Raw genomic sequence first — 25,556 nt, forward strand, 5'->3', positions numbered from 1 at the left:
TTCAGTTTATTCCCACACCTTTATTTTGCAATTAAACCCTATACGATTGAAAAAAAGGAAGATAGAATTGGCCGTCATTTCTGATGTACATCTCGGAACTTATGGCTGCCACGCAGATGAACTCATTGCTTACCTAAACAGTATTCAACCAAAGAAACTCATTTTAAATGGGGATATTATTGATATCTGGCAATTTAGCAAGCGCTATTTCCCCGCCTCCCATCTCAAGGTATTGAAAAAGGTCATTGGTATGGCTTCCAAAGGCACAGAAGTTCACTACATTACTGGAAATCATGATGAAATGCTTCGTAAGTTCAGTGATACTTCAATGGGTAATTTTAAAATTGCCAATAAGTTGGTGTTGAACTTAGATGGCAAAAAAGCATGGATTTTTCATGGAGATGTGTTTGATGTATCCATTCAAAATGCCAAATGGCTGGCCAAGCTGGGCGGCTATGGTTACGACTTGCTGATTCTCATCAACAGTTTTGTGAATTGGTGCTTGGTGAAAATGGGCAGGGAAAAGTATTCGCTTTCCAAGCGCATCAAAAACAGCGTAAAAAGTGCCGTAAAGTATATTAACAACTTTGAAAGGACAGCTGCCGACCTTGCCATTGAAAACGACTACGATTATGTAATCTGTGGCCACATCCATCAACCCAAAAAGGAGCGCTATGAGAATAAAAATGGTAGTTGTATCTATTTGAACTCTGGAGATTGGGTGGAAAACCTGACAGCTTTGGAATATTCTTTTAAGAGATGGCGAATCTATCACTATAACCACGACAGGCTTTCCCCATTTTTTGTGGATGAGGACCTCAAAGAAATGGATATGAACGAGCTTATCGCTTCCATCACGGACAAAGAGGTGGAAATAGAGGAGATTTCACAAAGTGAAGAACCATTGCAAGAGTTACAACAAATGGAGGACGAAGAGCAAGAAATACCTAAAGAAAGTCCCTTAGACAATCAAGGCCTTGCGCAAGATTGATACTGGATGCAAAGCATCTCTTTTCGTCCCATCCTTTATTTGATGCCTACAACTTGTTCCATTTGCCGCTATAATTGTTTCAGCTGAAGCTTTTCTTACGGCCGGAAACAATTTTAACCCGCCGACTTTCATGCTGGTCTCGTAATGTTCTTTTTCATAGCCAAAAGATCCTGCCATTCCGCAACAGCCCGAAGCAATAATGGAAACCTTGTAGTTTTTGGGAAGATTTAAAATATCAAAAGTTACTTTTTGGTTGCTCAATGCTTTCTGATGACAGTGATTATGGATTTTAACGGTACGCTCCTCTTCTGTAAAACTATTTGAAGTTATCTTGCCTGACGCAACTTCCGAAGCTAAAAATTCCTCTATTAAATATGAGTTTGATGCTAGCTTTTGTAGCAATGTTTTGTCATCATGGAGTCTTTGGTATTCGTCTCGAAAAGACAAGATTGCTGAAGGTTCTAGCCCCACAATAGGAACATTTTGTTCTAGAACCTCCTGAAGTCTTTCCATATTTTTAGCCACCAATTTTTTGGCTTGTTTTAAAAAACCTTTGGAAAGATATGTCCTTCCACTTTCTGCATAAAACAACTCCACTTCATAGTCTAAACCAGATAATAAAGCAATCGCATCCTGGCCTACCTCAATATCTAGATACCTGGTGAATTCATCCAAATACAACACCACCTTTTGGGAAGATTGATTGTTATTAATGGTTTTGGATTGTTCTAGATGCTTTTCAAAATTGAAGTTGTATACTTTTGGCAAACTTCTTTCGGCGGCAACTCCAGTCACTTTTTTCAACAAGCCTCCAAAAATCTTGGAATCGTATATGGCGTTTGTCAATCCCGCAAGTTTGCTGCCCATTGCATTCAATTTGGTATTGTGCGCAAAGAGCTTTCCTCGCAAAGAATATCCATTGGTCTCTTGATATTGGTACAGGAATTCTGCTTTCAGGGCAGCCACATCCACATTACTGGGACACTCACTGGCACAAGCCTTGCAGCTTAGACATAAATCGAATACTTCCTTGAGCTCTTGCTGGTCAAACCGATTGGTCTTTTCAGAGTTGGTCAAAAACTCCCGAAGGGTATTGGCCCTGCCCCTTGTGGTATCTTTTTCATTTTTGGTAGCATGGTAACTTGGACACATACCTCCAGACATGGTATGGCTCTTACGACAGTCACCACTCCCATTACACTTTTCTGCTGCTTTTAAAATGCCTTCACTATCTGAAAAATCAAGCAGTGTTGTTATTTCTGGTTCTTTGCGGTCCACCTCATAACGCAACGACTCATCCATTGGGAAGGCATCTACAATTTTTCCTGGATTGAAAATATTGTTGGGATCAAAAATGGCTTTTACCCGTTTCAGTAATTCATAGTTTGCCTCTCCAATCATCATCGGGATGAATTCCGCCCTAACTATTCCATCACCATGTTCTCCACTAAAACTTCCTTTATACTTTTTAGTCAGTTTAGCTACATCTGTTGTTATGGCGCGGAACAAGGCGACATCTTCAGACTTTTTTAAATTGAGAATGGGTCTTAAATGCAATTCCCCTGCACCAGCATGGGCGTAATAGACCGCTTCTTGTCCATATCCCTGCATAATTTGTGTGAATTCCCCAATAAAATCCTTTAAATCTTCCAAAGCAACCGCAGTATCTTCAATACAAGCGACCGCTTTTTTATCGCCCACCATATTCCCCAAAAGCCCCAATCCAGCTTTTCTCAACTCTATGGCCTTGTTGATGTCATTACCTTTTAAAACCGGACTTGCATAACTCAATCCTGACTTTTGAATAGTTTTCAGCAATTCATCCAACCGATGTTGAAGCTCCTGTTCAGTTTCTGCTTTTACTTCTAACATCAAGATACCTGCTGGGTCTCCATCTACAAAAAACCTATTGGCCAGTTGTGCCCTATTATTTTTTGTACAGTCTAAAATCACCTTATCTATCATTTCGCAGGTATGCAGACTATGTTGCATTACGGGAGCCACATCGCTCAAACAATCTTCAAGGGTATGGTAGTGGGTGGTCACCATTGCGGCCAAATGAGATGGTAAATCGTCTAGCTGTAATGTGATTTCGGTGGTGAAAGCAAGTGTTCCTTCACTACCCGAAAGTAATTTGCATAAATTGAAATCTGAATCGACATCTCCAAATACATTGTTCTTTAGTAGCTCATCAACAGCATAACCTGTGTTTCTCCTGTGGATGCTTTCCTTCGGAAATTCTTCAATAATCCTTTTTTGTACTTGCTTATCTGATAGCTCAACAGCTAATCCTTTATATATCATTCCTTCTAAAGAAGTAGCAGCACTTTTTTCGTCAAAAGTAGTTTTTGGTATTGCTGAAAAGAGGGCTTCACTTCCATCAGAAAGTATACAGCGCATGGCTAAGACCTTGTCTCTAGTTACACCATATTGAATAGAGGTGGTCCCTGAAGAATTGTTCCCGACCATTCCACCGATCATACATCGGTTTGAGGTAGACGTATTTGGTCCAAAAAAAAGACCATATGGTTTTAAATATTGATTCAATTCATCCCGAACTACTCCAGGCTGTACCGTAACCTGTTTTTTCTTTTCATCCAAAGAAATAATCTTGGTAAAGTACCTGGAAACATCTACCACAATACCATCGCCAACGCATTGTCCTGCCAAAGAAGTCCCAGCAGTTCTTGGAATCAACCCGATACCCTTTTCAGTTGCAAATTCTATTAAAGCCTTGATATCGGTCGCATTTTTGGGGTAGGCAACTGCTGTTGGCAGCTTCCGGTATACCGAGGCATCGGTAGCATACAGGGCCTTACTCAATTCATCAAATAACAATTGCCCTCCAAGTTTGGCTGAGAGGGACTTTAACGAAGATTTATTCAATCTGGAACAATTTTTGGTGACTAATTCTGTTAAAAAGTGTCACAAGACATTACAAAGCTATCTCTATTTTTTAACTAAACGAGAAACTTATGAAGATTACAACATTATTTGCAGGTCTACTTTTTTTTGCAACAGCTACATTGAGTGCACAGGACATCTCTGAACATGCTCTGGGTCTGAGACTTGGGGACAGTGACGGTTTTGGCGCTGAAATCTCGTATCAAAAATCCATTGGGCGGTACAACCGTGCCGAATTTAACCTAGGCTGGAGAGACAGCAGGGATTTTGATGCGTTTAAACTATCTGGCGTATACCAATGGGTCCATCAATTGGATGGTAATTTTAATTGGTACTATGGCGTTGGTGGCGGTCTGGGCAATGTGGATTTTGAATTAGATGGAAGCGATGACAATGACGGTCTCTTTGTTTTTGCGGCCGGAGATATTGGGGTAGAATATGATTTTGATATCCCCCTATTGCTCTCCCTTGATTTTAGGCCTGAAATTGGTTTGCTAGGCTATGATGGTTTCGATAATGGTTTTGATTTTGACATAGCATTGGGCATACGATACCAATTTTAAAACATACTCCAAAAAGAATTAAACCCATGTCTTAGTAATACGGACATGGGTTTTTTTATGCCATGTGGAATGAATACCTTAGCAATTCTTAAAAAAGATAGAATGAAAAATGTATTGATAATTGCACTGGTTGTTTTGTTTTTGGCATCCTGTAACTCTAAACCTGAAGGCTTTACCATTAACGGAACAATTACTGGGGACTTGGACAATGGTACCAGTATTTATCTAAAAACCACTGATTCTTTGAATCAATTGGTTGATATTGACACTACAGCTCTAGAAAATGGCACTTTCATCTTTGAAGGAACACAAGGAGAGCCTAAACTACATTATGTCTTTGTTGAAGCCAGTCGCGGCAACGTTCCCTTTGTTTTGGAAAATGGGGGTATTGAAATGAAATTTCAAAAAGATAGTATGAACTATGCCAAATTAAAAGGTACGGTTCAAAACGACCTGTTTATGAATTTCCTTGAAGAATCCAGAAAATTGTCTGAACGCGCTGCTTCCATGCAAAAAGATATGCGAATGGCATCTGTTAATAGAGATACCGCAACTGCAGCTGCTTTGAGGGAAGAATTTGTGGAGTTCCAAGATGAAGCCAAAAACTTCAATGTCGATTTTGCCAAGCAAAATCCAAATTCTCTGATTTCAATATTGATTATGAGTAATTTGATGTCTTCAAAAGCAATATCTATTGATGAGGCAAAGGAAATGTACGAAGCTCTTACTCCAGAGATGAAGCTTACAGAACCCGCCAAAACCCTAAAAAAAAGATTGGATGAAGTAAAATCCACTGATATTGGCGCTACTGCTCCAGAATTTTCAGCACCAACTCCAAATGGTGATCTTTTAGCGCTTAGCGATGTGAAAAACACCAGTAAGTTGACCTTAGTGGATTTTTGGGCAGCATGGTGTCGCCCATGTAGAGCAGAAAACCCCAACATTGTTGCTGTATACAACAAATACCGTGATAAAGGATTCAATATTATTGGAGTTTCTTTGGATACCCGTGCTGAAGATTGGAAAGGTGCCATAGAAAATGATGGGTTGGCGTGGAACCATATTTCTAACCTCAAAAGATTCCAAGATCCTATAGCACGCCTGTACAACATCAATGCTATCCCCGCAGCATTCCTTTTAGATGAGAATGGTGTAATCGTCGCCAAAGATCTTAGAGGGCCTGCTTTAGAACAAAAAGTAGCTGAATTCCTGAATTAAGAGTCAGCGTCAGAAAACCATTCTTGTACATAGAGTCATTCTGAATTAATTTCAGAATCTCAAAAAACTCTACTATACAGTGCGGTAGCCTGAAACAAGTTCAGGTTAACTACATGTTTATATTTTTCCCATTTTCTCCAAAGCGAAGAGTATCACAATAGGAATGGCCAATAGGACTACAATTAAGGTATCAGTAACAAACAGTTCTGGTTTAAAAAGCAAAGTTGTCACGTATCCTCCAATGGCGCCTCCAAAGTGTGCTGTATGTCCCACATTTCCCAACCTACTTTTCATTCCATAAATGGAATAGAGCAAATACCCAATTCCCAACACATAAGCTGGTAAAGGAATTGGAATGAACATAATTCCCAACTGCATATCCGGTCTCAATAAAATAGCGGCATATAATATGCCCACAACCGCACCACTTGCTCCAACGGCAGTATAATAAGGCTCGTCTTTATGGAAAAACAATGCCAATAGACTTCCTGCCAACAGACTTATGAAATAAATAATCAAGAATTTACCTGGTCCAAACCAATTGATGACCACATTAGCAAAGAAATAAAGAGTGAACATGTTCAAGAATAGATGTGAAATGTCCACATGTAAAAATCCTGAGGTCACAGTACGCTCTCGCTGCCCTGCTTTTATTCCTCCAATGCTAAATTTGTATCGGTCAAAAAAAACAGGGTCGTTGAATCCTTTGATGGAAACAACAATATTCGCCGCCATTATGGCAATCGTTGCAATATGTAAATTATACATGGCACTAAGGTTTGGATTCAAATATAGCTATATTTGCACACAAGAATAGCATATGCAGTTGGTAGTATTTATCCTTGCTTACCCCTTACTCTGGTTGATTTCCAGACTCCCCTTCAAAATCATTTACCTACTCTCAGACGGAGTGTATGTTTTGTTATACCACGTTATTGGGTATCGCAAAAAAGTAGTGCGGGAAAACTTGGCCCTGGTCTTTCCTGAAAAGGACAAAAACGAACGCCTACGAATAGAAAAAAAATTCTACAAACACATGTGTGATATGTTCTTGGAAATGGTCAAAACAATGGGTATTTCGAACAAATCGCTCCAAAAACGTTTTGTCTTCACCAATTTAGAGGTACTACATCAACTTGAAGAAAAAAACAAAAGTGTAATGCTTATGTTTCCACATTATGCAAGCTGGGAATGGGTCATTGCATTGGACAAACACATTGCTTCCAAAGGATACGCCATTTATCAAAAAGTTCAGAATAAGTATTTTGATAAATTGGTTCGGGACATTCGGGAAAAATTTGGAACCACCCTCATAACCACCAAGAATACCAAACAAATTGTAGCTGCAAACAAGAGAGAAGATCATCTAAGCATGTACGGTATTTTAAGTGACCAATCCCCCATGGTTGGTAAAACCCAACTGTGGACACCTTTTATGGGAATTACTGTTCCCGCCCATGTTGGTGCTGAACTATTATGCAGAAAATGGGGCTTGCCAGCGGTTTACCTAAAGGTAACCAAGCTAAAGCGAGGTCACTACCAAGGGTCATTTCATTTGCTTGCAGAAGATCCTGACGAGCTGCAAGAATTTGAATTGACAAAGGCCTTCTTGTCCATGGTTGAGCATGCAATCAATGAAGCTCCCGAATACTATTTTTGGACACATAAAAGATGGAAGCACAGAAATCGAGTGCCCAAAGAATTCCAAGATATAGTTTGATGTCTATTTCTTTATAGGCTGAAATTGATTTTACTTCAAAACCATTACAAATCAATTCATTGTGAACTTTTGTTAATGAATCATAATGTTTCTTAACAAATAGACTTTACTGTCAAATGTTTTATAAATTGATGGTTCTATAACAAGCAAAAAATGAAACAGTTAACTAGTCTAATCTTTGTATTATTTGCAAGCGCAGCTTTTGCTCAACAAAGACAAGCTGTAGAAATTCCCCAAGAGATTTTAAAATCCATAGCAAAAGATGTCTGGGTTCCTTTTATGGAATCCTATCAACAGTCTGATTCCAAAAAACTAAAATCAGTGCACAGCAAGGACATTGTTCGTGTAACCATGGACAACAACAGAATAGAAACGGGAGAAGCCTATTTGGACCATTTTGGAAGTTTTGTTGAAAACGTAAAAAAACAAGGGCGGCAAATGGATATTGCTTTTGCACTCCTTACTACGGCCATCAACGAAGATCAAACGATGGCCTATCAAACAGGTTATTACCGATTCAGTTCCAAAGGACCAGATGATGAGAACTTCGCCGTTCGGGGTTACGGACACTTCTATGTAGGGCTCATCAAAGAAAATAGCCAATGGAAACTATGGTTGGATTCAGACGGCAGGACCAATATAACCAGTGAGGATTTTAATGCCCAAGAAACTATTTACGAGTTAAAAGGTTAATCTAAACCGGCCACTTCCTTTATTTCATCAATAATCCTGTCTGCCAAAGCATCTGCCTCCTGCTGAGATGGAGCTTCTGTATAGATTCGGATTATTGGTTCTGTATTGGACTTACGCAGGTGCACCCAATTATCTGGAAAATCTATCTTTACTCCATCCACTGTTGAAATTTCTTCGTCCTTGTATTTTTCATGCATGGCAGCCAACAATGCATCAACATCCAAATCAGGGGTCAATTGAATTTTCTTCTTGCTCATAAAATAACTAGGGTAGCTGGCTTTGAGTTCTGCAACAGTGCCTCCTTTTTCTGCCATCAGCATTAAGAACAATGCGGTTCCCACCAATGCATCTCTTCCATAATGGCTTTCTGGATAAATAATACCTCCATTACCTTCACCGCCAATAATAGCTTCATTGGCCTTCATCTTGGCAACTACATTTACTTCTCCCACTGCGGCTGCCTCATAGCTGCCGCCATGTTTTTTGGTAATATCCCGCAGTGCTCTTGAAGAAGATAAGTTTGAAACGGTATTGCCCTTGGTTTTACTCAAAACATAATCAGCACAAGCTACCAAAGTATATTCCTCCCCAAACATTTCACCATCATTGCTGATGAAAGCCAAACGATCTACATCAGGATCCACCACTATACCAAAATCAGCTTTTTCCTCCACTACTTTTTTACAGATATCACCCAAATGTTCCTTTAAAGGCTCAGGGTTATGCGGAAATTGTCCAGTTGGATCACAATATAATTTGATTACTTCTACTCCAAGTTCCTCCAATAATTTGGGAATAGCTATTCCTCCAGTAGAATTTACGCCATCCACTACTACTTTAAATCCAGCTTTTTGAATGGTTTCTTTATCAATCAATGAAAGATTCAACACTTCATCAATATGAATATCTATATAAGCATCATTTTTGATCACCTTTCCCAAATCATCAACCTCGGCAAAATCAAAATCCTCTTTTTTTACCAGCTCCAAAATCTTTGCTCCTTCAACTGCGTCCAAAAACTCGCCCTTTTCATTCAAAAGTTTCAGCGCATTCCATTGTTTGGGGTTATGACTCGCAGTAAGAATTATTCCACCATCTGCTTTTTCCAAAGGCACGGCAATTTCTACAGTAGGCGTTGTAGAAAGTCCTAAATCAACCACATCAATACCCAAACCAATCAAAGTGGACACCACCAAATTCTGTATCATTTCTCCAGATAGACGTGCATCCCTTCCTATTACAACCGTTATTTTATCCTTTTTGGAATAGGTTTTTAACCACGTTCCATAAGCTGCAGCAAATTTCACTGCATCCACTGGGGTTAAATTATCATTGGTTCTTCCACCAATAGTTCCTCGTATTCCAGAAATTGATTTAATCAGTGTCATAGTTGTTAAAAAGTTTTTGCAAATATAAAAGGCTGTTTCCTATTCCATGTTTTGAATTTGTAAATTCGATATAAATTGAAATTTCCTGATGAATTTCTTGGCACATATCTATTTATCGTTTGATGACCCTCAAATTACTTTGGGGAATTTTTTTGCGGATCACATCCGTGGAAATAAATACAAACATCTTCCAGAAAAAATTCAAAAGGGAATTCTATTGCACCGAGAGATCGATACTTTTACCGACTCACATCCCATTGCAAAGCAAAGCAGCAAAAGACTTCATAAAAATTACAGCCACTATAGCAGAGTGATTGTAGATATCTATTACGATCATTTTTTGGCAAAAAACTGGGGTGATTACTCCTCTATTCCCTTAAATAGTTATGTAGACAGTTTCTACGATTTGCTCGAGGACAATTATGAGATATTGCCTTTAGGTACCAGACGAATGATGCCGTATATGATTGCCGATAACTGGTTGCTCAGTTATGCCGAATTAAGTGGGATTTCAAGGGTTCTCAATGGCATGAATCGAAGAACAAAGAACAAATCCAAGATGAATTTTGCCATTTTGGATTTGGAAGAACACTATACAGACTTTGAAAAAGAATTCACTGCTTTTTTTGAAGAATTGATTACCTTTTCCCGACAAAAATTTATTTCCCTATGCGAAAATTAATACTTCTAGTTCCCTTACTCCTACTATTTGTACATTGTAAAAAACAACCAGCACTACCCACTGGGTTGGTCACCGATAAAGCCATGGTGGTCTCTGCCCGAGAAGAAGCCTCCAAAATTGGTTCGGATATCATGAAAAAAGGTGGTAATGCCTTTGATGCCATGGTGGCTACCGAACTAGCATTGGCAGTCGCCTATCCTTTTGCCGGAAACCTTGGTGGTGGTGGGTTCATGGTATATCGAAAAAATGATGGTACTATAGGGGGTATTGATTATCGTGAAAAAGCACCCTTAGCTGCACACAAAGACATGTATTTGGATTCTTTGGGCAATGTAATTCCCAGTATGAGCACCAAAGGCGCTACTGCCGTTGGGGTTCCCGGAACTGTAGCTGGAGTCATGGAAGTTCATAAAAAATTTGGAACCCTTCCCCTTTCAGATATTTTAAACCCAATTATTGCCCTGGCCAATAAAGGAGTGGTTGTTACAACAAAACAAGCAAAACGGTTGGAGAATTATAAAGAACGTTTCGTTGAAGCCAATGGAGACAGCACCAAGTTTGCAACAAGCTTCAAAGCTGGGGACACCATAAAATATCCAGAACTCGCCAAAACCCTTCAAAAAATACTGGAAGAAGGAAAAGATGGGTTTTACAAAGGAGAAGTTGCCCAAAAATTGGCGGATTTCATTCAAGAAAAAGGTGGATTTATTACTGAAGAAGATTTGGCCAAATACGAAGCTAAATGGAGATACCCCATTGTTTTCAACTACAAAGACCTGAAAATCATTTCAATGAGCCCTCCAAGTAGTGGAGGTGTGACCATCAACCAAATTTTTAAGATGATGGAACCTTATAACGTTTCAAAATTTGGTCACAATTCCGCTAAAACGGTACAACTCTTTACCGAAGCTTCGCGCCGTGCCTATGCCGATAGAAACTACTTCTTGGGAGACCCTGATTTTGTTGATATTCCTTTAGATGTACTGTTAAGCAACAACTATTTAGAAGAAAGAATGCAGGACTTTTCATTTGACAAAGCAACACTTTCTTCTGACGTGAGTCATGGTGAAGTGGAAATCGTGGAAAGTTCTGAAACCACCCACTATTCTATTGTTGATGCCGAAGGGAATGCCATTTCAGCAACTACAACCCTCAATGGAGGATATGGTTCCAAACTTTATTGTGCTGAGTTGGGTTTCTTTTTGAACAATGAAATGGACGATTTTAGTGCAAAACCAGGCGTACCCAATATGTTTGGTCTTGTGGGAGCTGAAGCTAATAGCATCGCTCCGGAAAAAAGAATGTTGAGCAGCATGACTCCTACCATTATCGAAAAAGACGGCACCCTATACATGGTGGTAGGAACTCCCGGTGGGTCTACCATAATCACAGCAGTGGCCCAGACCATTCTCAACGTATATGAATTCAACTTAAGTATGCAAGAAGCGGTCAACGCTCCACGTTTTCATCATCAATGGCTCCCCGATGTAGTCATTTTTGAACCAGAGGGCTTTCCCGAAGAACTCAAAACAGAACTGAAATCCAAAGGCTATAACATCAATGAAGAAATAACACGGATTATTGGCAAAGTAGATGCCATTCGTGTTTTACCTGATGGTCGATTGGAAGGCGGTGCAGACAAGAGAGGGGACGATACCGCAGTTGGTTTCTAAACGGATGAAAGATGAATTTTGATGTTGTAGTATTGGCCGACCCAAGGTACATCGACCCAAAAGAGCGCAATATTTATATTGATAATGTCCTACACGAAGACCATTTGGTAATAGAGGCATTACAAAGATTAGGCCTGCGAACCACAAGAATATCTTGGGACAACCCAGATTTTGATTGGACAACCACCAAACATGCAATCTTCCGAGCTACATGGGATTATTTTGACCGGTTTGATGAATTTTCCAAATGGTATCTACATGCATCAAAACTGACCAACTTCATCAATACCAAAGTATTGATCGATTGGAATATTGATAAACACTATTTAAAAGAATTGGAAGGTAAAGGAATCAATATTCCCAATACCCTCATTTTTGAAGCCAGTGAAGGCATAAACTTACTGGAAGCCCTTGAGAAGACAACACAAGCCTTTGATATGGACAGTGAATATTTTGTATTGAAACCTTGCATCTCGGGCGGTGCAAGACATACATATAAATTCCACAAATCCGATTGGAATAAACACAACGCCATTTTTAAAGAACTCTTGGCCAATGAAGCAATGATGTTGCAAGAATTTCAACAGCACATTGTAACCGAAGGAGAAATTTCGATGATGCTCTTTAATGGCGAATACACCCATTCCGTTTTAAAAATTGCAAAACCAGGAGATTTCAGGGTGCAAGATGATTTCGGTGGCTCAGTTCATGAGCACACTCCTTCCCAACAACAAATTGAATTCGCCAAAAGTGTTGTGTACGCTTCACCTGAGCTTCCTATCTATGCCCGAGTGGATATTTTTAAGGACAATAACGGTAATTGGGCCTTGGCAGAACTGGAAATTTTTGAGCCAGAACTATGGTTTAGATTGTATCCGGAAGCAGCCAATATTTTAGCTAAAGCCATCAAAAACAAATACTTTGTTGCAAACCCACACTAAAGTGTGACCATTACATTTAAAAGGTTATTTTTATATCATATCTATAAAATAATCAGTCTTCTAATGAAAAAATATAAAGCCCTGGTATGGGTTTTGTCCATCCTTATGGTTTTTGCAAGTTGCAAGCAAAATTCCAAACCCGAAAAACAAGTAGTTGAGAAAATCACATACAACAATCCTATTTTAAGCGGGTTTTATCCTGACCCCAGTATTTGTAAAGTAGGCGATGATTATTATATGGTCAATTCAAGTTTTGGCTATTTTCCCGGCCTACCCATTTTTGAAAGCAAAGATTTGGTCAACTGGAATCAAATTGGCCATGTACTGGACCGAAACGAGCAATTGGATTTAACAGGACAAGGCACTAGCAGAGGACTTTTTGCCCCAGCCATATCTTATCATAATGGGGTTTATTACGTAGTTTGCACCAATGTGGGATACAAAGGCAATTTTGTAGTAACCACAACAGACCCAAAGGGCCCATGGTCAGACCCATACTGGTTACCCGAGTTAAGCGGTATTGACCCATCAATATTTTTTGATGAGGATGGCAAATCTTATATCGTTTTTAATAGTGAAGCTCCTAATAACGAAGCCATGTATTATGGACACCGTACCATTAAACTGGTTGAATTTGACATCGAAAGCTTAAAGGTTATTTCAGAACCCAAAATAATAGTTAATGGTGGGACAGATCTTTCCAAAGAACCCATTTGGATTGAAGGTCCTCATCTCTACAAAAAGGATGGTTGGTATTATTTAATGTGTGCCGAAGGAGGCACAGAATGGAATCATTCCGAAGTGATTTTTAGAAGTAAATCCGTAAATGGTCCTTTTGAGTCTTTTGAAAATAACCCCATATTAACTCAACGGAATTTGGACAAATCAAGGCCAAATCCTATAGAATGTACTGGTCACGCAGATTTAATTGAAGGACCCAATGGGGATTGGTGGGCTGTATTTCTGGCCACAAGGCCATATGAAGGAAAACATTTCAATCTAGGAAGAGAAACATTTTTAGCTCCTGTAAAATGGGTAGATGGATGGCCTATCATCAACCCGGATTATAAGGAGATTCAATACACCTACACAGCTCCCCTATCAGAAAATAAGACCATCGCAACAATGCCATTGAATGGGAACTTTGTGCTAAGACATCAATTTGATGATCTTCACATGAGCTGGGTTTACTTAAGAAATCCAAATAAAGACTCATACGAATTGGAATCTGGCAAACTTAAAGTAGCGCTTAGTCCAGAAACCGTCGATGGCAATGGAATGACAAGTTTTATTGCCCAAAGACAAAAATCAGACTATGGGCATGTAATGACGAAAATGCAATTTGAACCAGATGCGGCTGGAGAACAGGCTGGGTTATTATTATATCGAAATGAAACACATTACTACTTCATGGCCCTAGAAAAAAATGAAAATGGTGAACAGACCCTTAGGTTATATCAAAAAAATGAAGATGACAAAAATTTGCTCAAATCTGTACCAATACATACTGCGGAAGATGAATTAATCTTGAAGGTTGATTACAAAGGCAACACCATGAACTTTTACTATGGAAATTCAGAAGATGCATTAACACCACTAATAACCAATGTTGACGCTACCATTTTGAGTACAGAAACCGCTGGAGGTTTTGTAGGTGTCATGCAGGCATTATATGCTACTTCAAATGGTAGCGAATCTGCCAATAGTGCGCTTTTTGATTGGTTTGAAATAAAAACAGACAATCCTGTCTACAAAAATCTGGAAAATGAGGTTGAATAACATTTTCCTTGCAATCCTTTTTTGCTTAATATGCCATATTGGATTACTGGCTCAACAAAAAACCATTGGTAAACTGGTTGCAGAAGATGCTGCATTTTACGAATTGATTGATGCAAACGCTGAAATTGAAGTATTAGCGGATGGTTTCACTTGGACGGAAGGCCCTGTATGGAATAAAAAGGAAGATTTTATACTCTTTTCAGATGTTCCCGAAAATACCATTTACAAATGGAGTGAAAAAGATAGCTTAAGTATTTTTTTAAAGCCATCGGGCTATACAGGTATTTTGCCCTACAGTAGTGAACCGGGCAGTAATGGTTTACTCATCAATACAGATGGAGAGTTAGTGGCTTGCGAGCATGGAGACCGTCGTGTCACCATAATGCCCATGGATGGCACTGGTGGAAAATTTACGTTGGCGGATAATTGGGAGGGCAAACGTTTTAATAGCCCTAATGATGTGGTTCAAGCATCCAACGGAACCTATTATTTTACCGATCCGCCCTATGGCATGCCGGGCAGGGAAAATTCAGCAATAAGAGAAATTGATGCACATGGTGTTTACATGATTGCTTCTGATGGATCTGTGGAAATGGTTGTGAGCAATCTTACACGCCCCAATGGCATAACACTTTCTCCTGATGGAAAAAAACTATATGTTGCCCAATCCGACCCCAACGCTGCGTTCATTATGGAGTATTCTGTTCAAGCAAACGGCTCTTTAGATGAAGGAAAACTATTCTTTGATGCCACTCCTTTGGCAAAGTCAGGATTAAAAGGGCTGCCAGATGGAATTAAAGTTGACCGCAATGGCACTATATTTTCAACTGGACCAGGAGGTGTATTGGTAATATCCAAAACTGGTAAACTTTTAGGCCGTATTGAAACTGGAGTACCTACTGCCAATTGCAACTGGGGTGAAGATGGGTCAGTACTTTACATTACAGCTGATATGTATTTGGCGAGAATACAGACCAAAACCATAGGTTTTGGATTTTAAACTATTTCATTTGCCCAACCTGCTTCTTCAACTCGTCCATAGACTGTTGTAATTGTTTCAACAATCCAGTGTCAGTTGTTGCATCGACATTAAAGGTAAGTTTGCTGCCCACTTCCCATATCTCTTGGATTTGAAAAGGTTTAATGTCATAAGGAGGATAGGTTTCATTCAATGATACCAACGTGACATTGTTGGAGTTGGGTTTCCGTTCTATTTTTTTCACCATAATGGAATCCTGTAAAACCACAACGTACATTTTATTGGGACTTACATGGTCTATATGTTCAATCGCCCGTGCCAAAACCCAATCATTGGGTTTTAAATTGGGCAACATACTGTCTCCTTCCACTTGAAAGCCTCTATACGTAGCATTTCTGAATTCAGGAATGGGCATATCAAAAGCAGGAAGCTGTCTGTACCAGCTAGTGTCCGTAATATTTTGGGGGTACCCAGCAGCTGCTTTGGCATTCACCAAAACCATATTGTCTTGGTCGGCGCTGTCCACAGTGACAACTTTTGGTATCACACTGGTTTTTGAAGTATCCAAGTGTTTTTGATCACTTTCCCCAAACAACCACAGTGGATTAATTTTGAATTGACTCAAGAGTTCAGTAACCACCTTTCCCGAAAGTTTGGTCCTTCCCCGTTCAATATCAGCAGTAGTATTTTTAACACCCAATAACTGAGCAAATTCGGTTTGCGTATACCCCAATTCCCTTCTGATATCTGTAAAACGTTTTATGGTAAGCTCGTTTTCCACAGTCCAAATATAGGGTTTTTGGATTATTTCCAAAATATTTTATGGATTATTTCCAATATTTGGAATATTTCCATATTTTTGATTGGAATATTTCCAAGTTATGGACTTTGAACGAATTCGAGAAAAGTTAAATATCCTTGCAGATGCCGCTAAATACGATGTTTCATGCGCCAGTAGCGGCAGTGACCGAACCAATAAAAACAATGGTCTGGGCAACGCTTCCCGTATGGGAATTTGCCATAGCTATACCGAAGATGGTAGGTGTATCTCCTTGTTAAAAATACTTTTGACCAACCATTGCATTTTTGATTGCGCCTATTGTGTCACACGAAAAAGCAATGATGTGAAAAGGGCTGCTTTCAAGATTCAAGAGGTGGTGGACTTGACCATCAATTTCTATAGAAGAAATTATATAGAAGGATTGTTTTTGAGTTCAGGCATCTTTAAAAATCCAGATTACACCATGGAACGCTTGGTTGCTGTGGCCAAAAAACTTCGTGAAGAGGAAAACTTTAATGGTTACATTCATTTGAAGTCCATTCCAGGGGCCAGTGATGAATTAATGTATGAAGCCGGTTTGTATGCAGACCGGCTTTCCGTAAATATTGAAGTTCCTACAATTTCTGGACTCAAACTTTTAGCTCCAGACAAAAAGCACGAAGATTTCACCAAACCCATGCTCAAGGTAAAAAATGAAATTATCAAATATCGTTCAGAGCGAAAAATCATCAAAAGCACTCCAAAATACGCTCCTGCAGGTCAAAGCACCCAAATGATTGTTGGGGCTTCGGGAGAAACGGACAAGGACATCATGTATTCGGCCACCTACTATTATAGGGCTTATAAAATGCGAAGGGTATATTATTCCGGTTATGTGCCCATAGCAGATGATGAACGCCTGCCGGCCATTGGCTCTCAAGTACCTATGCTAAGGGAAAACCGTTTATATCAAACTGATTGGCTCTTGCGATTTTATGGATTTGCCGTAAAAGAAATCTTGAACAATGAACATCCTAATTTAGATATGGATGTAGACCCCAAATTATCGTGGGCATTGCGGAACCTTCATCATTTCCCCGTAAATGTCAATACTGCAGATAAGACTTTGCTTGCCCGTATACCAGGCATTGGAATGCAGTCTGTTGAGAAAATTCTAAAAGCAAGAAAATTTAGAAAACTGAACTGGGTCCACCTTAAAAAAATTGGAGTGGCCCTCAACCGTGCCAAATATTTTATGATTTGTGAATCCCGCTATTGGGAGCGTAGAGATTTGGATGCGGATAAAATTAAAGGAATGATTCTCCAAACTTCCTCCGGAAAATTTAGAAAACAGTATAGTGCTCAATTATCGCTATTCGATTAAAAAACGAATATTATGAAACCCTCATCAACCTTAATTTATGATGGCAGCTTTAACGGTTTTCTCACTGCTGTCTTTGTCGCTTTTGATGAAAGAGTCAATGTGGCCGACATCCAAAAAAATAGTCAATGCCAAAGTGGTTTGTTCTCCGAGACCGAAACCATCTTCACCCATGTGGAAAAAGCCAAACGGGTTTGGAATGGCATCCGCAATAAAAGCCATAATGCCATTTCCAATGTTTATTTTGCCTTTTTAAGTGAAACTGAAGGTGTAGAACTCATGCTGTATACGTACATTCAAAAATTGATGAGTTCCAACAATGCAAAGCATTTGGATTATTCGGATAATATTGTGTCCCATATCAGTCAATTGGCCCGAAAGGTGGGACGCGAAAAACATCGTATGGAAGCCTTTGTCCGTTTTCAATTGACCAAAGATGATATTTACTTTGCTAATATTGAACCGGACTATGATGTATTGCCATTGATTTCCAAACATTTCCGAAACCGCTATACAGACCAGCAATGGCTTATCTACGATGTAAAACGTAAGTACGGTATTTTTTACAATCTAGACCATGTGGAAATGGTATCCTTGAACTTACAGGAAGTCCATTTCAACAAAATCCAGAAAAGTGATGCTTTTAATTCCCAAGAATATGATTACCAAACGCTCTGGAATGATTATTTCAAGAGCACCCATATCAAATCAAGAATCAACCCTAAACTGCATCAACAACATGTGCCCAAGCGATATTGGAAGTATTTGAGTGAGAAAAAAGAAGCAGTGTAGCAATCAACCTTTGCTTCGCTCCCCCACAAATTGATCACTCTTGTTTTTGAACAGCACATTAAAACTGGTCAAGCTACCATAGATGCGAGTGATATATTGCTGTAGGTCTACTTTTTCTTGATCATCAAGGTTCTTACTACTGTTAATTTTTTGTTCCATTACTCGAATGCGGTCACGAACCATTACAATTTTATGAAAAAAGGTTTCAATGGGCATTTCTTTGCTAGCCAGCGCATCTCCAGGTTCCAAAATTAGCTTGCCCTCTTTCCATTTGTCTGCCAATGCAACTTTTTCATGGGTATCGCTCCATTTTTCCAAGATTTTGACCAAAGAACGTTCCACTTCAAAAAAACTAACGGTATCAACCTCATCTTCCACACCTTCAATTACCTCAAAATCAGCATCCAAATCAATGGTTTCCAATCCATTTTCCAAAAATGTCACCCAATAATGTCTGGAAGATACATTCGTCACCACACCTTTTCCATACTCAGAATGATCAATTCGAGAGCCTATCCCCAATAATTTCATAAAATTCATTTTTAATACTTCAAAAATAGACCTTCCCTTAACAAAATGAAAACGGAAGGCACTTCCTTTTTAATTGTCAAAACCTTATTTTAGCATCTTGTGCTATGATCAACTACGAAGAAAATATTGAAGTTCAAGGAGCCAGGGTTCACAATCTCAAAAATATTGACGTGACCATTCCAAGAGAAAAGCTGGTAGTCATTACCGGATTATCTGGAAGCGGAAAATCCTCTTTGGCCTTTGATACCATTTATGCAGAGGGACAACGTCGGTATATTGAAACCTTTTCAGCTTATGCACGACAATTTTTGGGTGGATTAGAGCGCCCAGATGTAGATAAGATCGATGGTCTATCCCCCGTAATCGCAATCGAGCAAAAAACCACTTCAAAATCTCCTAGATCCACTGTGGGCACTATTACAGAGGTATATGACTTTTTACGTCTTCTTTTTGCCCGCGCTGGAGATGCCTATAGTTACAATACAGGAGAAAAAATGGTGAGTTATAGTGATGAACAGATCAAAGATTTGATCATTGATGCTTATCGCGATAAAAAAATCAACATTTTGGCTCCAGTGGTCAAGTCCAGAAAAGGTCATTATAGGGAACTATTTGAGCAAATTGCAAAGCAAGGTTTTATAAAGGTCAGGGTTGATGGCGAGATTTTGGACATTGTAAAGGGAATGAAAGTAGACCGGTACAAGACCCATGACATAGAGATTGTAATTGATCGTTTAAAGGTTTCAGAGAGCAAAGATTTCCATAAAAGACTCAACGAAACCATCAATACTGCTATGTATAGCGGAGACAATGTACTTATGGTCTTGGAAGAAGGCGACACTGTTCCCCGCTACTTTAGTAGAGACCTTATGTGCCCCTCAACAGGCATCTCCTATCCTACTCCAGAACCCAATACATTTTCATTCAATTCACCTAAAGGAATGTGTCCAGAATGCAATGGTTTAGGGCATGTGTATGAAATAAATGAACAGAAAATAATCCCTAACAAAAAGATATCCATTAAAGCTGGTGGACTTGCTCCTTTAGGAGAATACAAAAAGTCATGGGCTTTTAAACAACTGGAGACCATAGCCCAACGCTATAATTTTGATTTATCCGACCCTATCGAAAAAATTCCCAAGGAAGCCATGCAGGTTATCCTTAATGGCGGAAAGGAGAGTTTTGATGTGGATTCTAAAACCTTGGGAGTCAAAAGGAATTATAAAATTGACTACGAGGGAATTTCCAATTTCATTAAAACCCAATTTGAAGAGGCAAATTCTACTTCCATCAAACGCTGGGCAAAGGATTTTATGGATAAAGTCCAATGTCCCAGTTGCCATGGAGCCCGCTTGCGGAAAGAATCCCTTTATTTTAAAATTGGCGAACGCAACATAGCCGAGCTGGCACTTATGGATATTGCCGAATTAAGCCATTTCTTTGAAAAATTGGAAAGCGCTTTGGAAGGCAACCAAAAGAAGATAGCAGAGGAAATCATCAAAGAAATTAAAACCCGTATTCGTTTTTTGCTGGATGTAGGGCTTGATTACCTTTCCTTGAACCGAAGTTCCAAATCCCTATCAGGAGGAGAAGCACAACGCATTCGATTAGCTACCCAAATTGGATCACAATTGGTGGGTGTCCTTTATATTTTGGATGAACCCAGTATCGGTTTGCATCAAAGGGACAATGAGCGTTTGATACATTCCTTGGAATCTCTTCGAGATATTGGAAATTCAGTTATAGTGGTAGAGCATGATAGGGATATGATTGAGCATGCAGACCATGTCATTGACATTGGCCCCAAAGCTGGGAAGCATGGAGGAGAAATTATCTCCCAAGGCCATCCGGAAGATTTAAAAAACCAGCCTACTTTAACTGCCCAATATATTACCGGAGCACTAGAGATTCCAGTACCTGATCAGCGTAGAAAAGGAACTGGAAAGAAAATTGTGCTTTCAGGCTGTACTGGCAACAATCTTAAAAATGTTACAGTTGAAATACCGTTGGGTAAACTAATTGGGGTCACTGGAGTATCCGGTAGTGGGAAATCGACCTTAATCAACGAGACACTTTATCCCATCATGAATGCACATTACTTTAATGGGGTTAAGAAACCGATGCCTTATAAAAAGATTACGGGACTACAGCATATTGACAAAGTCATCGATATTAACCAATCCCCCATTGGAAGAACGCCAAGGTCTAATCCAGCAACCTATACCGGCGTTTTCAGTGAAATTAGAGCTTTGTTTGCCAAAACCACCGAAGCCACTATCCGAGGCTATAAACCTGGCCGATTTAGTTTCAATGTTGCCGGAGGTAGATGTGAAACTTGTCAAGGTGGCGGACTGAAGGTCATCGAAATGAATTTCTTGCCAGATGTTTATGTGGAATGTGAAACCTGTAATGGCAAACGTTTCAATAGAGAGACTTTAGAAATCCGGTATAAAGGTAAATCTATAGCCGATGTACTGGAAATGACCATCAATGAAGCTGTAGATTTCTTTGAAAACATACCAAAAATCCATCGAAAGCTCAAAACAATAAAAGATGTTGGTTTGGGTTATATTTCATTGGGGCAGCAGTCCACTACCCTATCTGGCGGGGAGGCCCAACGTGTTAAGTTGGCCACAGAACTTTCCAAACGAGATACTGGAAATACATTTTACATCCTCGATGAACCAACAACCGGTTTACATTTTGAAGATATAAGGGTTTTGATGGAAGTACTGAACCAATTGGTAGACAAAGGAAATACCATTCTAGTGATCGAACACAATATGGACGTTATTAAAATGATGGACCATATCATAGATATTGGCTATGAAGGTGGACGTGTTGGTGGAATGATTGTTGCCACAGGCACTCCAGAAGAGGTAGCCAAAGACAATAAAAGCCACACCGCCAAGTTTTTGAAAAAAGAGTTGGTCAATACAAAACAAAAAATAGCGAGAGCAGTATAATAGATAAAAATGCAAATGCGAAAAGAACAACATCACAAAGGATGGAACGAAATTAAGACCAATGACTCTTGGGCCATATTTAAAATTATGGGCGAGTTTGTCACTGGATTTGAGAAAATGAGCGCTATTGGCCCTTGTGTCTCCATATTCGGTTCCGCAAGGGTACGCCCAGGGCAACCATATTATGATCTAGCGGTAAAAGTCGCCAAAAGTGTTGCCGAAGCAGGCTATGGGATAATAACAGGAGGTGGTCCAGGAATTATGGAAGCTGGTAATAAAGGAGCCAATTTGGCGGGAGGCACTTCTGTAGGTCTTAACATTGAACTTCCTTTTGAACAACATGACAATCCCTTTATTGATGATGACAAGAGTTTAGATTTTGATTACTTCTTTGTTCGAAAGGTAATGTTTGTGAAATATTCACAAGGTTTTGTCGTAATGCCAGGTGGTTTTGGCACCTTGGATGAACTTTTTGAAGCCATTACGCTCATCCAGACCCACAAAATTGATACTTTCCCCATAATTCTGGTTGGTTCTGAATTTTGGAAAGGCTTAATTGATTGGGTAAAAAATGCAATGCTTACTGAAGGTAACATTAGTCCAAAGGACCTTGATTTAATTCAAATAGTAGATACAGAAGATGAAGTCGTAAAAATTATTGATGCTTTCTATAAAAAACGTGATTTAAGTCCAAACTTTTAACTCCATATAACTTGACGCTCCGCAGTCTCCACTTAATTGTTGCAACATTACTTTTTATTCTGGGTCCAATTGTTATGGCCCAACATAAAAACGAAGTCACTGCAACCTTGGATGGTAAGACAAGGGAGATTCAAATTACCCAAAGGTTTACTTATGTGAACCATTCTGACAATGGGCTCACCATGTTGTATTTCAATGACTGGAATCATGCGTATGCCAACAGGAATACAAAACTTGCCAAACGGTTTGCCGAAGAATTCAATCGAAGTCTTCACTTGGCCAAGGATAAAGAGCGCGGGGGCACAAAAATTAAAAGTATTGTCGATGACAACTATGCTGGTCTGGATTGGCAAAGAATTGGCAATAGGGATATCATAGCCATCGCTTTGGGTGAAGTCCTTGAGCCCGGACAATCCATTCAACTTTTCTTTACATACACTGTAAAACTCCCCAATGCTAAATTCACCTCTTACGGATTTCAAAATAATGGTGAGTACTATCTAAAAGATTGGTATTTAACCCCAGCCGTTCATAAGGGAGAATGGAAGCTGTATGACAATATCAACCTTGAAGACCTCTACACCGATGTCACGGAAACAGTTATAAATCTCACATATCCCAGAAGACTGTTCCTATCCTCAAATTTTGATGAACAAGGAAGCACCAATTTTCCAGGTGGTCAATATGTGCAGTTACTGGGAAAAGATAGAAAGAGTTGCGAAATCATATTGAATCTAGAGAAACGATTTACTAAGCATGTCACAAAACACCTGACCATCAATACTGACCTCGAATCCAATAAGTACGACATTATTTCCCAAGGGATATCTATTACCAAAATTGCCCAATTTCTATATAAAAATCTAGGTGAATACCCTCATGATAACCTTTTGGTCAGTGAGTTGGATTACAATAAATCTCCATTATATGGCATTAACCAATTGCCTACATTTATTAGACCATATGAAGAGCAGTTTCAATTTGAAATGAAGTTTTTAAAAACTGCCCTTCGTAGTTTTTTAAAGGAAACGCTTTTTTTAGATCCAAGAAGTGAGCGCTGGGTGAATGATGCCATAGGCTATTATTTGATGATCAAATATGTTGAAGAACACTACCCAGACCAAAAACTAGCAGGAAAGCTTTCTAAAATATGGGGCATCAAGGGTTTTCACTTGGCTCAAATGGATTTCAATGAACAATATACGTTCTTCAGTATGTTGACGGCTAGAAAAAACATTGATCAATCCTTGTCCACTCCAAACGATTCATTGATAAAGTTCAATCAGAAAATAGCCAATGGGTATAAAGCTGGATTAGGAATGTCTTACTTGTCCGAATATTTAGGAGCCAGTAAAATAGATAGCAGCATTACATCTTTCTATAGAAACCATCACCTTAAATCTAAGGTGGAAGCTTCAGATTTTAGAAAAACCATTGAACAATATACGGACAAGAATGTAGATTGGTTTTTTGATGAATATGTATCAACCCGAAAAAAAATCGATTATACCATCAAAAAAGTGAAAAAAACGGAAGACTCTATTACTGTTTTATTGAAAAATAAAACAGGCACCAACGTTCCTATTTCACTTTTTGGACTTCAGAAAGACTCCGTTGTTTCTCATCAATGGTTCATGGATATTGATACTTCACGAACAGTCACAATTCCTAGAATGGGTGCCGATCGTTTGGTGCTTAATTATGATCAAAAAATTCCTGAATTCAATCAAAGGGACAATTGGAGAACATTGAACGGCTTTTTCTCGAGCAATAAAAGAATCAAGTTTCAATTTTTCAAAGACACCGAAGACCCCAATTATCATCAAATCTTTTATGTGCCCATTGCCAATTTTAATGTGTATGATGGAATTACACCCGGGATGAGGATTTACAATAAAACGTTTTTGGAAAGACCTTTTCAATATGACGTTTCTCCCACCTATTCCTTTTTAGAACGCACATTGGTTGGTAAAGCTGGTATCAGATATAGAAAGTACCACAAACAAACCGGTCTATATGTCACTAATTATTCATTCTCAGGTTCTTCATCACACTTTCAAACCAATTCGCGCTTTTCAACACTGACCCCAGCAGTAAGTTTCAGTTGGAGACCCAATGACCTTATTTCCAATCGCAGACAAACATTGCTGTTACGTTACCGAAATGTTTTCAGGAGCATTGACCCTAGCATTGCCAATGAGATTGATACAGAACCTGATTATAGTGTACTCAATGCACGCTACTGGGATGTTGACAATGACATCCTGAATTATACCTCCTGGTTTTTGGACGCCCAACACTCCAGTGACTTTACCAAACTTACCTTTGAATTGGAATACCGGAAGCTTTTCCAAAGCAATCGTCAATTTAATTTTCGCCTATATGCCGGTAAATTTTTAAGAAACAAGACCAGTTCTGACTTTTTCAGCTTTGCATTGGACAGACCTACGGATTATATGTTTGATCTAGCCTATTTGGGTAGATCTGAAAGCTCAGGTATCTACAGTCAGCAAATCATTATCGCAGAAGGAGGTTTTAAATCCCAACTGGAAAATCCATTTGCCAACGACTGGATTGCAACTACAAATGCCAGCACCAACATTTGGAGATGGGTTGAAGCCTACGGTGACTTGGGTTATATAAAAAGCAAAGGAAGCGACGCTCGTTTTGTTTACGATTCAGGTATTCGGTTAAATTTAGTAACAGATTATTTTGAACTCTACTTTCCTGTATATTCCAACCGAGGTTGGGAAATTGCCCAAGATAATTACGGGCAACGTATCCGCTTTATTGTAACCATGAGCCCCAAAACCCTTATTGGGCTATTTACCCGAAAATGGTTTTAAAATTGCAGATATGTCAATTTTAAGGTTATAAATGACTTTGATATTAA

The 25,556-nt window shown here is 39.2% G+C and carries 20 protein-coding genes; 15 read left to right on the forward strand and 5 right to left on the reverse strand.

The window, feature by feature from the left end; translation table 11 throughout:
* Window positions 1–46 precede the first annotated feature (46 nt).
* Window positions 47–991, forward strand: coding sequence for a UDP-2,3-diacylglucosamine diphosphatase (locus HJC33_RS13495; protein WP_171659346.1), 945 nt, complete (start codon window positions 47–49; stop codon window positions 989–991).
* On the opposite strand, the gene HJC33_RS13500 is transcribed toward HJC33_RS13495, so the two are convergent.
* On the reverse strand, window positions 962–3,877 hold the full coding sequence (locus HJC33_RS13500) for an FAD-binding and (Fe-S)-binding domain-containing protein (protein ID WP_171659347.1): 2,916 nt from the start codon (window positions 3,875–3,877) through the stop codon (window positions 962–964). The two genes, HJC33_RS13495 and HJC33_RS13500, sit on opposite strands and share 30 nt — an antisense overlap.
* Before the next feature lie 89 nt (window positions 3,878–3,966).
* Between HJC33_RS13500 and HJC33_RS13505 the strand changes: the two genes are divergently transcribed.
* Both HJC33_RS13505 and HJC33_RS13510 read left to right on the forward strand, forming a co-directional pair.
* The gene (locus tag HJC33_RS13505; RefSeq protein WP_171659348.1) at window positions 3,967–4,458 is read left to right on the forward strand and encodes a hypothetical protein; all 492 of its coding nucleotides are present in this window, start codon (window positions 3,967–3,969) and stop codon (window positions 4,456–4,458) included.
* Window positions 4,459–4,560: 102 nt separating this feature from the next.
* Window positions 4,561–5,676, forward strand: coding sequence for a TlpA disulfide reductase family protein (locus HJC33_RS13510; protein WP_171659349.1), 1,116 nt, complete (start codon window positions 4,561–4,563; stop codon window positions 5,674–5,676).
* Between the two features lie 117 nt (window positions 5,677–5,793).
* Here the strand turns inward: HJC33_RS13510 and HJC33_RS13515 are convergent, their stop codons facing one another.
* On the reverse strand, window positions 5,794–6,444 hold the full coding sequence (locus HJC33_RS13515) for a rhomboid family intramembrane serine protease (protein WP_171659350.1): 651 nt from the start codon (window positions 6,442–6,444) through the stop codon (window positions 5,794–5,796).
* Window positions 6,445–6,496: 52 nt separating this feature from the next.
* On the opposite strand from HJC33_RS13515, the gene HJC33_RS13520 reads away from it, so the two are divergent.
* The gene (locus HJC33_RS13520) at window positions 6,497–7,396 is read left to right on the forward strand and encodes a lysophospholipid acyltransferase family protein (RefSeq protein ID WP_171659351.1); all 900 of its coding nucleotides are present in this window, start codon (window positions 6,497–6,499) and stop codon (window positions 7,394–7,396) included.
* Between the two features lie 153 nt (window positions 7,397–7,549).
* Window positions 7,550–8,089 (forward strand): Cif family virulence factor, encoded by a 540-nt coding sequence (locus HJC33_RS13525; RefSeq protein WP_171659352.1) that lies wholly within the window; start codon window positions 7,550–7,552, stop codon window positions 8,087–8,089.
* Here HJC33_RS13525 and glmM read toward each other — a convergent pair.
* Window positions 8,086–9,477, reverse strand: a complete 1,392-nt coding sequence (glmM, locus tag HJC33_RS13530; RefSeq protein WP_171659353.1) for a phosphoglucosamine mutase — start codon at window positions 9,475–9,477, stop codon at window positions 8,086–8,088. The two genes, HJC33_RS13525 and glmM, sit on opposite strands and share 4 nt — an antisense overlap.
* Before the next feature lie 88 nt (window positions 9,478–9,565).
* On the opposite strand from glmM, the gene HJC33_RS13535 reads away from it, so the two are divergent.
* From HJC33_RS13535 to HJC33_RS13555, 5 genes are all read left to right on the forward strand, one after another.
* Entirely contained in the window at window positions 9,566–10,159 is a 594-nt protein-coding gene (locus HJC33_RS13535; protein WP_171659355.1) for an acyl carrier protein phosphodiesterase, read from the forward strand.
* Entirely contained in the window at window positions 10,147–11,832 is a 1,686-nt protein-coding gene (gene ggt / locus HJC33_RS13540) for a gamma-glutamyltransferase (protein ID WP_171659356.1), read from the forward strand. Before HJC33_RS13535 ends, ggt begins: the two co-directional genes overlap by 13 nt.
* A gap of 11 nt (window positions 11,833–11,843) precedes the next feature.
* The gene (locus tag HJC33_RS13545) at window positions 11,844–12,773 is read left to right on the forward strand and encodes an ATP-grasp domain-containing protein (RefSeq protein ID WP_171659357.1); all 930 of its coding nucleotides are present in this window, start codon (window positions 11,844–11,846) and stop codon (window positions 12,771–12,773) included.
* Between the two features lie 63 nt (window positions 12,774–12,836).
* On the forward strand, window positions 12,837–14,552 hold the full coding sequence (locus tag HJC33_RS13550) for a glycoside hydrolase family 43 protein (RefSeq protein ID WP_171659358.1): 1,716 nt from the start codon (window positions 12,837–12,839) through the stop codon (window positions 14,550–14,552).
* Window positions 14,539–15,552, forward strand: a complete 1,014-nt coding sequence (locus HJC33_RS13555) for an SMP-30/gluconolactonase/LRE family protein (RefSeq protein WP_171659359.1) — start codon at window positions 14,539–14,541, stop codon at window positions 15,550–15,552. The genes HJC33_RS13550 and HJC33_RS13555 overlap by 14 nt, the downstream gene beginning before the upstream one ends.
* Window position 15,553: 1 nt before the next feature.
* Here the strand turns inward: HJC33_RS13555 and HJC33_RS13560 are convergent, their stop codons facing one another.
* The gene (locus HJC33_RS13560) at window positions 15,554–16,312 is read right to left on the reverse strand and encodes an XRE family transcriptional regulator (RefSeq protein ID WP_171659648.1); all 759 of its coding nucleotides are present in this window, start codon (window positions 16,310–16,312) and stop codon (window positions 15,554–15,556) included.
* 100 nt (window positions 16,313–16,412) lie between these two features.
* Here HJC33_RS13560 and HJC33_RS13565 point away from each other — a divergent pair, with 100 nt between their 5' ends.
* Complete coding sequence (locus HJC33_RS13565) at window positions 16,413–17,675, forward strand: putative DNA modification/repair radical SAM protein (RefSeq protein ID WP_171659360.1); 1,263 nt, start codon at window positions 16,413–16,415, stop codon at window positions 17,673–17,675.
* A 12-nt stretch (window positions 17,676–17,687) separates the two neighbouring features.
* Window positions 17,688–18,464, forward strand: a complete 777-nt coding sequence (locus tag HJC33_RS13570) for a TIGR03915 family putative DNA repair protein (protein ID WP_171659361.1) — start codon at window positions 17,688–17,690, stop codon at window positions 18,462–18,464.
* A 3-nt stretch (window positions 18,465–18,467) separates the two neighbouring features.
* Here HJC33_RS13570 and HJC33_RS13575 read toward each other — a convergent pair whose 3' ends face one another.
* Complete coding sequence (locus tag HJC33_RS13575; RefSeq protein ID WP_171659362.1) at window positions 18,468–18,995, reverse strand: hypothetical protein; 528 nt, start codon at window positions 18,993–18,995, stop codon at window positions 18,468–18,470.
* Window positions 18,996–19,099: 104 nt separating this feature from the next.
* Here HJC33_RS13575 and uvrA point away from each other — a divergent pair, with 104 nt between their 5' ends.
* From uvrA to HJC33_RS13590, 3 genes are all read left to right on the forward strand, one after another.
* Window positions 19,100–21,961 carry an excinuclease ABC subunit UvrA gene (gene uvrA, locus HJC33_RS13580; RefSeq protein WP_171659363.1) on the forward strand — a complete coding sequence of 954 codons (2,862 nt, stop codon included), beginning with the start codon at window positions 19,100–19,102 and terminating at the stop codon, window positions 21,959–21,961.
* Window positions 21,962–21,976: 15 nt separating this feature from the next.
* Entirely contained in the window at window positions 21,977–22,663 is a 687-nt protein-coding gene (locus HJC33_RS13585) for an LOG family protein (RefSeq protein ID WP_171659364.1), read from the forward strand.
* A 74-nt stretch (window positions 22,664–22,737) separates the two neighbouring features.
* Window positions 22,738–25,509, forward strand: a complete 2,772-nt coding sequence (locus HJC33_RS13590) for a gluzincin family metallopeptidase (RefSeq protein WP_246245554.1) — start codon at window positions 22,738–22,740, stop codon at window positions 25,507–25,509.
* Window positions 25,510–25,556 lie beyond the last annotated feature (47 nt).

Origin of the sequence: Flagellimonas amphidinii (assembly GCF_013090115.1) — a bacterium.
Taxonomy (GTDB): Bacteria; Bacteroidota; Bacteroidia; order Flavobacteriales; family Flavobacteriaceae; genus Flagellimonas; species Flagellimonas amphidinii.

Coding starts and splice junctions, on each gene's coding strand:
- HJC33_RS13505 (WP_171659348.1), top strand. CDS start 3,967: ATGAAGATTACAACATTATTTGCAGGTCTACTTTTTTTTGCAACAGCT.
- HJC33_RS13510 (WP_171659349.1), top strand. CDS start 4,561: ATGAAAAATGTATTGATAATTGCACTGGTTGTTTTGTTTTTGGCATCC.
- HJC33_RS13515 (WP_171659350.1), bottom strand. CDS start 6,444: ATGTATAATTTACATATTGCAACGATTGCCATAATGGCGGCGAATATT.
- HJC33_RS13520 (WP_171659351.1), top strand. CDS start 6,497: ATGCAGTTGGTAGTATTTATCCTTGCTTACCCCTTACTCTGGTTGATT.
- HJC33_RS13525 (WP_171659352.1), top strand. CDS start 7,550: ATGAAACAGTTAACTAGTCTAATCTTTGTATTATTTGCAAGCGCAGCT.
- glmM (WP_171659353.1), bottom strand. CDS start 9,477: ATGACACTGATTAAATCAATTTCTGGAATACGAGGAACTATTGGTGGA.
- HJC33_RS13535 (WP_171659355.1), top strand. CDS start 9,566: ATGAATTTCTTGGCACATATCTATTTATCGTTTGATGACCCTCAAATT.
- ggt (WP_171659356.1), top strand. CDS start 10,147: ATGCGAAAATTAATACTTCTAGTTCCCTTACTCCTACTATTTGTACAT.
- HJC33_RS13545 (WP_171659357.1), top strand. CDS start 11,844: ATGAATTTTGATGTTGTAGTATTGGCCGACCCAAGGTACATCGACCCA.
- HJC33_RS13550 (WP_171659358.1), top strand. CDS start 12,837: ATGAAAAAATATAAAGCCCTGGTATGGGTTTTGTCCATCCTTATGGTT.
- HJC33_RS13555 (WP_171659359.1), top strand. CDS start 14,539: ATGAGGTTGAATAACATTTTCCTTGCAATCCTTTTTTGCTTAATATGC.
- HJC33_RS13565 (WP_171659360.1), top strand. CDS start 16,413: ATGGACTTTGAACGAATTCGAGAAAAGTTAAATATCCTTGCAGATGCC.
- HJC33_RS13570 (WP_171659361.1), top strand. CDS start 17,688: ATGAAACCCTCATCAACCTTAATTTATGATGGCAGCTTTAACGGTTTT.
- HJC33_RS13575 (WP_171659362.1), bottom strand. CDS start 18,995: ATGAAATTATTGGGGATAGGCTCTCGAATTGATCATTCTGAGTATGGA.
- uvrA (WP_171659363.1), top strand. CDS start 19,100: ATGATCAACTACGAAGAAAATATTGAAGTTCAAGGAGCCAGGGTTCAC.
- HJC33_RS13585 (WP_171659364.1), top strand. CDS start 21,977: ATGCGAAAAGAACAACATCACAAAGGATGGAACGAAATTAAGACCAAT.
- HJC33_RS13590 (WP_246245554.1), top strand. CDS start 22,738: ATGGCCCAACATAAAAACGAAGTCACTGCAACCTTGGATGGTAAGACA.